8 protein-coding genes and 1 pseudogene are annotated in these 12,292 nt (G+C 33.4%); 7 read left to right on the top strand and 2 right to left on the bottom strand.

All coding sequences use genetic code 11. The features are described from left to right. Positions 1-270 precede the first annotated feature (270 nt). Together msrB and EKL95_RS13380 are read right to left on the bottom strand one after the other, a co-directional pair. The gene (msrB, locus tag EKL95_RS13385) at positions 271-660 is read right to left on the bottom strand and encodes a peptide-methionine (R)-S-oxide reductase MsrB (RefSeq protein ID WP_126514806.1); all 390 of its coding nucleotides are present in this window, start codon (positions 658-660) and stop codon (positions 271-273) included. A gap of 38 nt (positions 661-698) precedes the next feature. Then, positions 699-1,565, bottom strand: a complete 867-nt coding sequence (locus tag EKL95_RS13380) for an alpha/beta hydrolase (protein ID WP_126564410.1) — start codon at positions 1,563-1,565, stop codon at positions 699-701. A gap of 153 nt (positions 1,566-1,718) precedes the next feature. Between EKL95_RS13380 and EKL95_RS13375 the strand changes: the two genes are divergently transcribed. The 7 genes and pseudogenes from EKL95_RS13375 to EKL95_RS15470 form a co-directional block, all read left to right on the top strand. Continuing rightward, on the top strand, positions 1,719-3,140 hold the full coding sequence (locus EKL95_RS13375; protein ID WP_126564409.1) for a glycogen synthase: 1,422 nt from the start codon (positions 1,719-1,721) through the stop codon (positions 3,138-3,140). Further along, complete coding sequence (locus EKL95_RS13370; protein WP_126556343.1) at positions 3,137-4,417, top strand: glucose-1-phosphate adenylyltransferase; 1,281 nt, start codon at positions 3,137-3,139, stop codon at positions 4,415-4,417. The genes EKL95_RS13375 and EKL95_RS13370 overlap by 4 nt, the downstream gene beginning before the upstream one ends. A 68-nt stretch (positions 4,418-4,485) precedes the next feature. Next, on the top strand, positions 4,486-6,393 hold the full coding sequence (glgB, locus tag EKL95_RS13365) for a 1,4-alpha-glucan branching protein GlgB (protein WP_126564408.1): 1,908 nt from the start codon (positions 4,486-4,488) through the stop codon (positions 6,391-6,393). Positions 6,394-6,702: 309 nt separating this feature from the next. Next, positions 6,703-9,102: a glycoside hydrolase family 31 protein gene (locus EKL95_RS13360; RefSeq protein ID WP_126459774.1), complete on the top strand. Its 2,400-nt coding sequence runs from the start codon at positions 6,703-6,705 to the stop codon at positions 9,100-9,102. A gap of 88 nt (positions 9,103-9,190) precedes the next feature. Continuing rightward, the gene (locus EKL95_RS13355; protein ID WP_126553209.1) at positions 9,191-10,006 is read left to right on the top strand and encodes a M48 family metallopeptidase; all 816 of its coding nucleotides are present in this window, start codon (positions 9,191-9,193) and stop codon (positions 10,004-10,006) included. A gap of 177 nt (positions 10,007-10,183) precedes the next feature. Continuing rightward, the gene (locus EKL95_RS13350) at positions 10,184-11,494 is read left to right on the top strand and encodes an MFS transporter (protein ID WP_126459770.1); all 1,311 of its coding nucleotides are present in this window, start codon (positions 10,184-10,186) and stop codon (positions 11,492-11,494) included. A gap of 184 nt (positions 11,495-11,678) precedes the next feature. Beyond that, positions 11,679-11,906, top strand: a pseudogene (locus EKL95_RS15470) (hypothetical protein); the annotation flags it as partial. Between the last annotated feature and the right edge of the window lie 386 nt (positions 11,907-12,292).

The following is a 12,292-nucleotide window of genomic DNA, read 5'->3' as shown; positions in this document are numbered from 1 at the left end:
CTTTGATTCCGTCTTCGGATTCTGGGATTAATCAAATTCTGGGCACTACTCTAACTCCAACGGATGTTTTTTGCCTATATAAGTAAGTCGAAAGTTTAAAAGTCGTAAAGTCAAAAGAATTAACTTTAAGTAAAACAGCTTTAAATCAGATTGTTACATAATTTTATCCTGATTTTAAAATACGACATTATACCATGGTTATTACTTATTTGTTATAATGATTCTAAATTTTTATCCCATTCCGTTGCATTTTCAAATAAATCCGTATCACTATTCTTTGAAGTCCACTGATAAAGAATTCACGCAATAGCGTTGTCCGGTTTTTGTAGGTCCGTCATCAAAAACGTGTCCTAAATGGCTGCCACAATTAGCACAAAGGATTTCAGTGCGTTTCATACCAAGAGTTACATCAGAAATATATTCTACTTTTCCAGGAATGGATTCGTCAAATGAAGGCCAACCGCAATGGGCATCAAATTTAGAGTTGCTTTCGAACAAAGATTCACCGCAGGCACCACAGCAATAGGTTCCTTTTTCGTAATGTAAGTTATAAGTTCCAGTATGTGGGTATTCAGTTCCTTTTTGTCGAAGAATTCTATACCGTTCTGCTCCTAATTTTTCTTTCCATTCTTGTTCTGTTTTTTCTAAAGGATATTTCATGATTATTTTTTTATTAATTGTATAGTGTTGTATTTCAATTATTTATTTTGGATGAATTGAACTGTTTTTTCAATTACTTTAAGGTTGCCTAGAATCTTTCTATGTCCTAATCCGTCTGTTAATAGTAACTCTCCATTTTTTAAATATTTATGAATGTGAATTCCAGCCTTTACGGGAACTTCATGATCAAGGTTATCATGTATTACTAAAATAGGAATCGCTGTTTCTTTTGCAGCCAAAAAAGCAGAATAACTATTCATTTTTTCTCCGTATTTTTTTTCGAAATGCAAACGCAAAAGAGTACTTACACTTGGTTTCAATTGTAATTTTGCCACAAAATCATCTATAATATCTTCTACAACATCACCACTGCCAATCACTACGGCATGATTTACTTTTAAACCTTTTTTTATGGCGTTCAAAACGGACATTCCTCCTAATGAATGACCAATAGCTGCTTCAAAGGGCCCAAATTGCTTCTCTATTTCTAAAATTGTATCAATAAAGTCGACCATAATAGTCGTTTTTCCAGGTGATTTTCCATGTGCAGGAGCATCAAAACTGATCGTAGAATATCCGGCTTTAAGCAATTCATCCGCTATTTTGAATAATTGAGTTCCACGTCCTGACCAACCATGAACTAATAAAATTTTCTTGTCACTTTTTCCATATTCATATACAACAACTTCTTTGCCAATTGCCGGAATTGAAATTAATTTTTGTATACTATTTCGATCCATTTCTAACTCTCTTTTTGGAATCTTATGTTTTATGGGTGTAGTAAACAGTTTAGCTGCAAATAATGTAATTAGTTTTGGTGAAATAAAAGAGATTAATTTACTGGTTAATAAAATAATTTTAGGAATTTTCAATGATTGGGTATGATTAGAAGACTTTTTTGTCATTTTAATAAATTTTCAAGCAGGTTATTATATTATAATTTTTTTAGTAAATTTAGAAAAACATAAAAGTAGTATTTTTTAGAAAGTTTTCAGGCGTATTTATATAAAAGACTAAAATAGGGGTTAAAATTAATTAAAAATATCAAAAGTTCATACATGGAAATATTTCATATCAGTGCAGAGTGTTATCCTGTTGCAAAAGTAGGAGGTTTAGCTGATGTAGTTGGCGCATTACCAAAATATCAAAACAATGCAGAGCATCGTGTAAGGGTTGTAATACCTTGTTATGATACAAAGTTTAAAAAAGAAAATGAGTTTGAATGTGTTCATTGGAGTTCTGTAAAACTTGGAAATTTTAATTTTCCGTATAGTATTCTAAAAGAAAAAACAGACCAACTAGGATTTGAATTGTATTTGGTTGACATTCCGGATTTATTCGACAGGAAAGACGTGTATGGTTACGAAGATGATATTGAACGTTTTTTGTCTTTCCAGATCGCCACTTTGGATTGGATTACAGGCAGAAGCGAAGTTGCTGATGTCATTAATTGTCACGATCATCATACAGGTATGATTCCATTTATGATGTTGTATTGTCACAAATACGAAAAATTACGAAATATTCCTTCCATGATTACCATTCATAATGGTTTATACCAAGGGCAGTTTGGGTTTAATAAATTATATTATTTACCCGAATTTGATTTGGCTCACGTAAATGTTTTAGAATGGGATAATTGCATTAATTCATTGGCAGTAGCCATAAAATGTGCTTGGGCTGTTACCACAGTTTCTCCAAATTATCTAAATGAAATCAACTATTCAGCAAATGGTCTGGAATCACTATTTAATTTGGTTCGGTATAAGTCTAAAGGGATTTTGAACGGAATTGATATTGAAGTTTGGGATCCGGAAAAAGACGCGATGATAGAAAAAAACTATTCGATTAAAAATTTTGAAAAAGGAAAACAGGAAAATAAAAAAAAATTATGCAAACTCTTTAATTTAGATCCAACAAAACCACTTTTTAGTTTTATTGGAAGATTATTAGAAGAAAAAGGAGGGGATTTATTACCACCAGCCGCAGCTCTTGCTTTATCTGAGAATTATCAACAAATTAATATTTTGATTTTAGGATCCGGAAGTACAATTATTGAAAAACAATTGAATACTTTGCTACAAGATTACAAAGGAAATTACAATACGTTTATTGGTTATAATGAAGAATTAGCACACTTGATTTACGCCGGTTCTGATTTTTTATTAATGCCTTCCAGAGTAGAGCCTTGCGGTTTAAACCAAATGTATTCGTTGCGCTACGGAACAATTCCCATTGTGAGACGAACTGGTGGGTTAAGAGACACAGTTGTTGATTTTGGCGATGACGGAAACGGAATTTGCCACGATCAGGCTACAGTTGGTGATGTTTGTTATTCTATTCAAAGAGCCGTCAATTTATATGATGATAAAGAACATCTGAACAAAATTAGAAAAATAGGAATGAACACAGACCATTCATGGGAGCGTGTTTGTCAGGAATATATAGAAATGTACAAACTAATAAGCAACAAGAAATGAAACCCAAAAAGAAAAATGTTATTGCAATTATTTTAGGTGGAGGACAAGGTTCAAGATTGTATCCCTTGACAGAATCACGATCAAAACCAGCTGTGCCAATAGGAGGAAAATACCGATTGGTTGATATTCCTATTTCAAATTGTATGAATTCAGATATTTACAGAATGTTTGTATTGACACAATTTAATTCGGCTTCCCTGAATGCACACATAAAAAACACCTATAACTTTAGTATTTTTAGCCATGCCTTTGTTGATATTCTTGCTGCTGAACAAACTCCTGATAATCCAACCTGGTTTCAAGGGACTGCCGATGCCGTAAGACAATGTATGCCTCATTTCTTAAACCATGATTTCGATTATGCGTTGATACTTTCCGGAGATCAGTTGTATCAAATGGATTTCAACGATATGTTAGAAGAACACATTAAGAACGAAGCTGATATCTCTATTGCTACTTTGCCAGTAAATGCTAAAGATGCGCCTGAATTTGGGATATTAAAAACAAACTCCGAAAGCTGTATTGAATCCTTTATCGAAAAACCAGCGAAGGAATTATTACCGGATTGGGAATCGGATGTGAGTGAACAAATGAAAAGTGAAGGAAAAAATTACTTGGCTTCGATGGGAATCTACATTTTTAACAAAAAACTGTTGGTCGATATCATGTCCAATAAAGAAACCAAAGATTTTGGCAAAGAAATTATTCCGCAAGCGGTAGGCCACAGAAAGATTTTAAGTTATCAATATGAAGGATATTGGACGGATATTGGTAATATAGATTCCTTTTTTGAAGCGAATATTGGACTTACGGATGACTTGCCAAAATTTAATTTATTTGATGATATTAATAAAATTTATACCAGACCAAGATTATTGCCGCCATCAAAATTCCAAAAAACAATGGTTGATAAATCATTGATTTCAGAAGGTTGCATTTTGAATGCCAAAGAAATTAATCGTTCTGTAATTGGTATTCGATCCAGAATAGGGGAGGGAACTATCATTCAAAACAGCTACGTAATGGGTAATGATTTCTATCAGAATATTGATGATATGAATGAAGATCTTAAAAGCGACAGACAATTGGTTGGAATTGGGGAAAGATGTTTTATAAGTAATGCTCTCGTGGATAAAAACTGCAGAATTGGTAATGATGTATATATCAATGGTGGAAACCATCTAGAAGATTTTTCTAATGAGTTGTATGCCATAAAAGATGGAATTGTTGTTATCAAAAAAGGAGCAGTTATACCAGACAATTACATTATTAAGTAACCCTAAAAACTGTTTTTCTTACACTAATATTCTGATTTTTACACAAAGCAGAAGCATACAATTGTTATATGAGCAAAGTTATCTCGCATTCCCTTTTTACCGATTTCGATATTGAATTATTCAAATCAGGGAAACATTTTCGTCTGTATGAAAAACTAGGTGCACATCTTCTTTCAGTTGATGGAACAGACGGTGTTTATTTTGCGGTTTGGGCGCCAACAGCTCAGTCTGTTTCTGTAGTTGGGGATTTCAATTTCTGGACACAAGGTAAACATCTGTTGGAAGTTCGCTGGGACTCCTCTGGCATTTGGGAAGGATTTATTCCAAACATCAAAAAAGGGACAACCTATAAATATAAAATACAATCTAATAATGGTGGAATCATAACAGAGAAAGCGGATCCGTTTGCTTTTTATTGTGAAAAACCACCACACACTGCCTCAGTAGTTTGGGATTTAGAGTATCAATGGAAAGACAAAAACTGGATGAAAACGCGTCAGAACCACAATGGTTTAGACAAGCCTTATTCAGTATATGAAGTCCATTTAGGATCCTGGAAACGGCATGCAGAAGATAATCGCTTTCTGACGTATCTAGAATTTGCCGAAGATTTAGTACATTATATAAAAGAAACTGGATTTACGCACGTGGAGTTCATGCCCATCATGGAATATCCATACGATCCGTCTTGGGGCTATCAATTAGTGGGGTATTTTGCACCAACTTCCCGTTTTGGGAATCCACAGGAATTCATGCATTTAGTAGATAAATTGCACGAAGCAGGAATTGGAGTAATCCTGGATTGGGTACCCTCTCATTTTCCAGATGATGCACATGGTTTAGGATTTTTTGACGGTTCCAATCTTTTTGAACATCCAGATCGTAAAAAAGGCTATCATCCAGATTGGAAAAGTTTAGTTTTCAATTATGGACGAAATGAGGTTCGCTCTTTTTTGATTAGTAATGCGTTATTTTGGTTGCAACATTACCATGCGGATGCTTTGCGGGTAGATGCCGTCGCCTCGATGTTGTATCTGGATTATTCCAGAAAAGAAGGCGAATGGGAACCTAATATTTACGGTGGAAGAGAAAATCTAGATACTATTAGTTTCCTGAAAGAATTTAATGAAGCCGTGTATCTAAATTATGAAGGCGTTCAAACCATAGCTGAGGAAAGTACCTCGTTCCCAATGGTTTCGAGACCAACATCTATCGGAGGTTTGGGTTTTGGAATGAAATGGATGATGGGCTGGATGCACGATACTTTGGAATATTTTCAAAAAGACACGGTGTACAGAAAGTACCATCAAAATGATTTGACTTTCTCAATGACCTATACTTTTTCGGAAAATTTTATGTTGCCGCTTTCGCATGACGAAGTGGTGTACGGAAAAAAATCTATAGCAGGAAGAATGCCGGGAGATGAATGGCAGAAATTTGCGAATTTAAGATTACTTTATGGTTACATGTTTATGCATCCCGGAACTAAATTATTGTTCATGGGAAGTGAATTTGGACAAAGCAACGAATGGAATTTTGAAGGAAGTTTAGATTGGCATTTATTGCAATATCCCTATCATGAAGGCGTAAAAAAATTAATTACAGATTTGAATAAATTGTATAAAACACAACCTGGATTATATGAAAAACAATTCAGTCCGGAAGGTTTTGAATGGATTAATTATTCGGATCATCAAAATGCGGTGATGTCTTTCATTCGAAAAGGAAATGATCTAAAAAACGATATAATTGTAGTGTGTAATTTCACGCAAGTGGTGCGCCCTGATTATCGAATTGGTTTACCTAAAAAAGGAAAATTGACAGAAATTTTTAACAGTGATGCTTCAAATTATGGAGGAAGCGGCATTTCTAATACTACAAAAATAGCAATTGAGGCATTGCCTTATGATGGAAGAGATTATTCTGCTGAATTGCTATTGCCGCCGTTAAGTGTTATTGTTTTTAAAATCGGATAATTTTTAACAAAACGATTTAGAGGTTAAGAGAACTTTAGATTACAATGAGAATTAGAGATTAAGAGTATTTAAAGCTTAATTATGTAGGTGTAACAACTAATTTAAATTTAGTGTTGATTTATCGTTTTTTTTGATTTTAACTCCTAATCTCTTACCTTCTTTGTTTTAAAAAACACACCTATTTATCTCTAAATTTAACTGTCTAAAAACTATAACGTTTTCGTTAATAAACCCCACACATATAACTGTTTACAAAGTAATTTCGTAAGTTTGAATGCTAGAAAAAGATTAAAATTAATACCATAAAACATGATTACAAATACAGAATTAGAATATAAGGGAGATTTATATCCCACAAAAATAATTTCTTTTGAACAGGAAGTTGATTCAATCTATTTTCATACCGATAATAGTGTCATCTTGAAAGTAACCATATTAAGAGATAGTTTAATCCGATTTAGATTTACAACAAAAGGGTATTTTAGCAATGATTTTTCTTATGCAATTGATAAAAGTCATTCTCATGGTTATAATTTTCTGGAAGTTTCTGAAGCAGAAGAGTATTATCAGATAAAAACCAGTAAAGTACAATGCAGGATTCAAAAAATAGACATGAGAGTATCTATTTATGATCTAGAAGAAAATATTATTTTAGAAGATGAGCTTGGATTTCATTGGGAAGAAAGCTATGAATATGGCGGTAACATTGTCAAAATGAGTAAGGCTTCAAAAGATGGGGAATGTTTTTACGGACTTGGTGACAAAGCAACCCAAATGAATTTGAAGGGAAAAAGACTGGAAAATTTTGCAACAGATCAATATGCTTTTCAAAAAGACCAAGAGCCCTTATACAAAGTTGTTCCATTTTATATTGGATTACGAAACAAGAAATCCTATGGTATTTTCTTTGATAATACCTTTAGAACCTATTTTGATTTTTGTCACGAAAGAAGAAATGTAACCAGTTATTGGGCTGAAGGTGGAGAAATGAATTATTATTTCATTTACGGACCCCAAATGCAAGATGTGGTTACAACGTATACTGATTTGACCGGTAAGCCAGAATTGCCGCCACTTTGGGCACTTGGATACCACCAATGCAAATGGAGTTATTATCCGGAAAGCAATTTAAAAGAAGTTGCAGCTAAATTTAGAGAGTTGAAAATTCCATGTGACGCACTGTATTTGGATATTGATTATATGGAAGGTTTTCGATGTTTTACTTGGAACAAAGAATATTTTCCGGATCCAAAAAGAATGGTGGCTGAATTAGCCGAAGATGGTTTCAAAACAGTTGTAATTATCGATCCGGGAATAAAAATTGACAAAGAATATTCGGTATATCAAGAAGCTTTAGAAAAAGATTATTTCTGCAAAAGAGCTGACGGTCCATACATGAAAGGAAAAGTATGGCCGGGAGAATGTAATTTTCCGGATTATACAAACCCTGCGGTACGGGAGTGGTGGGCTGGATTGTTCAAAGAATTAATTTCGGAAATTGGAGTAAAAGGAGTGTGGAATGACATGAATGAACCCGCAGTAATGGAGGTTCCTAATAAGACATTTCCAATGGATGTGCGCCATGATTACGACGGAAACCCTTGCAGTCATAGAAAAGCACATAATATTTATGGTACACAAATGGCCAGAGCAACCTATCATGGTGTGAAACGATTTGCATATCCAAAAAGACCCTTTGTAATAACAAGATCAGCATACGCAGGAGCACAACGGTACACGTCTTCTTGGACTGGAGATAATGTAGCCACTTGGGAACATTTATGGATTGCAAATATCCAGGTGCAACGCATGTCTCTATCTGGTATGGGTTTTACAGGATCAGATATTGGTGGATTTGCAGAACAACCATCAGGCGAATTGTATGCCCGTTGGATTCAATTGGGTGTTTTTCATCCTTTTTGCAGAACTCATTCTTCAGGAGATCACGGCGATCAGGAACCATGGGCTTTTGATGAAGAAGTGATCAATATCACTAGAAAGTTCGTGAATTTAAGATACCAATTATTACCTTATTTATATACCATGTTTTGGCAATATATTGAGGAAGGAATTCCTATGTTGAAGCCATTAGTGTATTATGATCAGGAAGATATTCAAACGCATTATAGAAATGACGAATTTGTTTTTGGAAATCAAATTCTTGTTTGTCCTATTTTAGAACCTAATTCAGTAGGAAGGCGCATGTATATTCCTCGTGGACAATGGTATAATTATTGGACCAACGAATTGGTCAATGGCGGAAAAGAAATATGGGTAGGTACTAAGTTTGATGAAATTCCAATTTTTGTAAAAGCAGGAGCAATTATTCCTAAATATCCGGTTCAACAATATGTTGGCGAACTGGAGTTTGATGAGTTAACACTGGATATTTATTATCACGAAGGAAAAGAAAAATCAGTAGTGTATGAAGATGCGCAAGATGGATATGATTATAAAAAAGGACGGTATAGCTTTTTGTCTTTTCAAGCAACCGGAAAAGAGAAGGAACTGATCATTCAGTTGCATAAAGAAGGAAAATACGACACTAATTATTCTAAGTATAAATTAAATTTGATTGGACTTCCTTTTAAAGTCAAAACAATAGAAATTGATAACGTTGAAGTTGTATTTGATAAAATTACTTTGGATAATGAGGGCTATTTGATTGTTGATAAGGGATTTACAGCTTTGTATATTATTGGAGAATAACAAAAAAATGATACTTTTAAATTTAATTTTATAAATTTTAAAATATTAATAATTGTATTTTTGTATGACATCTAAAAACAATAAAATCATGAAAAAGCATTTAATAGTAGGGGTTTTAGCTCTAGGTATTTTATCTTCTTGTGCAACTAATCCGCTTACAGGAAAAAAAAACTTAAATTTTGTTCCCAATAGTGAGTTGTTTCCAACCTCATTTCAGCAATATGGTACTTTTTTAAGTGAAAACAAAGTAATTACTGGAACTGCTGATGCAAAAAAAGTGGAAACAGTTGGTCTTCGAATTAAAGCTGCTGCAGAAAAATATTTAATATATTTAGATCAATCACAATATTTGAAGGATTACCGTTGGGAATATAAATTAATTGACAATAAAGATGTGAATGCCTGGTGTATGCCAGGAGGAAAAATTGTAGTGTATACCGGAATACTGCCTATAACTAAAGATGATGCGGGTTTAGCTACCGTAATGGGACATGAGGTTTCGCATGCATTAGCCAATCATGGAGCTCAACGTATGAGTGCTGCTCAATTGCAACAATTAGGTGCTGTAGGAGTTGCTGTTGCAACGGGAGGAAAAAGTGCTGAGAATCAACAAATTTGGCAACAGGCTTACGGAGTAACCACACAATATGGCGGAATGTTACCTTTTAGTAGAGGTCATGAAACGGAGGCCGATAAAATAGGACTTACTTTAATGGCTATTGCAGGATACAATCCAGAGGAATCAGTTGTTTTTTGGCAAAGGATGTCAGCGCAATCCGCTGGGCAAGCACCGCCAGAATTCATGAGTACACACCCCTCTGATGCTACCCGAATTGCGAATTTGAAAGCATTAATTCCTGAAGCTAAAGCAACAGCTGTAAAAGTTGGAATTATATACAGATAAAAATCATATTAATTAGTAAATCTAATTTTATACAAAAGCTTTTCTTTTTCAGAAAAGCTTTTTTTTGTTTATCCTAACGGCGTGCTTATGATAACGGATTATTAATGTACGATTTCATCCCGTTTTGTCTAATGTTAAACAAAAAATAAATAAATTCGTAGCATAAATAAATGAAATATGAAAGGATTACAAAAAGGAGATAAAAAGCTTATTAACGCTTGGGCTTTTTATGATTGGGCTAACTCCGTTTATAGTTTAGTAATTTCGACAGCTGTTTTTCCCATTTATTATGAAACGGTAACAAGCGGAAACAATGGGATTGTTCATTTTTTTGGAACAGAATTCATTAATTCAACTTTGCTATCTTACTCTTTATCATTCTCATTTTTGGTAGTTGCTCTCTTATCACCAATATTGTCTGGAATTGCTGATTATACGGGTAACAAAAAACGATTTATGCAGTTTTTTTGTTACTTGGGTTCGTTATCAGTCATGAGTTTATTCTTTTTTAAGGGACAGGACACATTGTGGATTGGAATTTTAGGTACCATTTTAGCCAGTGTTGGCTTTTGGGGAAGTATTGTTTTTTATAATTCTTATTTGCCAGAAATTGCTTTTCCAGAACAACATGATCGAGTAAGTGCAAAAGGATTTATGTATGGTTATTTTGGTTCTGTAATTTTATTGGCGTTTAATTTGACGATGGTTATGATGCCTCAATGGTATGGGATAACAGATTCTTCTTTACCGGCGAGGATTTCGTTTTTATCTGTTGGTATTTGGTGGATTGGTTTTGCCCAAGTAACTTTTTATTATTTGCCTAATAATGTATTTCATAAAAAACCCGAAAAAGATTATATTTTTAAAGGATTAATAGCGCTTAAAGTTGTTTCAAAAAGTATAAAGAAACTAACAAAATTAAAACAATTCTTAACCGCTTTTTTTCTTTACAGCATAGGGGTACAAACAATGATATTATTGGCTGGTATTTTCTTTAAAAAAGAACTAGGAATTAGTACGAGTAAATTGATTATTATAATTTTATTAATAAATGTAATTGCTATTTTCGGCGCTTATTTATTTTCAAGAATATCAGAGAAAATTGGAAATATAAAAACACTAAAACTTACTGTAGCAATTTGGGCGTTTATTTGGTTTACGGTCTACTTCTTAGATGCTAAAAGTACATATATTGATATCCAAATTTATGCGCTTGGAGGAATGATAGGAATGGTTTTGGGGGCTATTCAATCCTTATCACGTTCAACCTATTCTAAGTTATTGCCTGAAACGGAAGATCATGCTACCTATTTTAGTTTTTTTGATGTTACTGAAAAAATTGCCATAGTGCTTGGTACATTTATTTTTGGTTTTGTAGCTTCAATTACAAATTCGATTAGGAATTCAATTTTTATATTGGCGATTTTCTTTGTATTGGGTTATATTGCTCTTAGTTTTATGAGTAAAAATGAAGACGGAAAAGATTAGTATATAATTATTCACTACTAACCAACAAAATAATTTCAAGACAAAGGGCTACTTTTAATAGTAAGCCCTTTTTTTTATATCTTTTGGTTACCAAAAACAATAAAATAGGAGTTCTAAAGATATTGAAAAAAAACACCAAACCGACCGATATTACAAGTCTTTTCCTGCTTGAACACAACTTGTAACGCTACTTTTTGGAGTTTTTAGTTGTTGTGATTCTATGGGAGAAATTTGCGATGGAATGCTTGCAATGCAAGGTGAATTAAATCATTTAGGACACGATAAATCTCCTGTAAAGAGTACTTCAGGCAACTGGTTTTGGAGTATTGAAAGAAGAACATATTCACTTAAAATACAAAGAATAAAATCAAGAAAAAACCCTTTGTTTACGAAAAGTTACGTACCGAGATGACAAAGAAAGAGTGTATGAATTTATCACCAATAACTTTGAGATAAGCAATGAATAGGTGACTTTGATTTATAAAATTAGTTGGCAGATTGAGTTACTTTTCAAGAAGCTAAAACAAAATTTTCAACAGCACTAATTTTATTCAGAGACCGAAAACGGAATCAAGACCCAAATCTGGATTACACTCATAGCTCAATTACTTTTGATGGTTCTAAAGGCAAAATCACAAACAAAAAAAGCGTTTTCGACAAGTGATAAAAAAAATATCTTCAAGGGTTACCTTTTTGTCTTTTCCGTATTAATAAGAAAAAACAAATTGGACATGCTAACTTAGCCATCACATTAAGTTAAGAAATAATCTTAATTTTAGCCTATGAAACAAGTCCGCA

Origin of the sequence: Flavobacterium sp. LB2P53 (assembly GCF_003970305.1) — a bacterium.
Lineage (GTDB): Bacteria > Bacteroidota > Bacteroidia > Flavobacteriales > Flavobacteriaceae > Flavobacterium.
The sequence above is the reverse complement of the archived record's forward strand: the minus strand, read 5'-3'. Positions and strand labels throughout refer to the sequence as shown.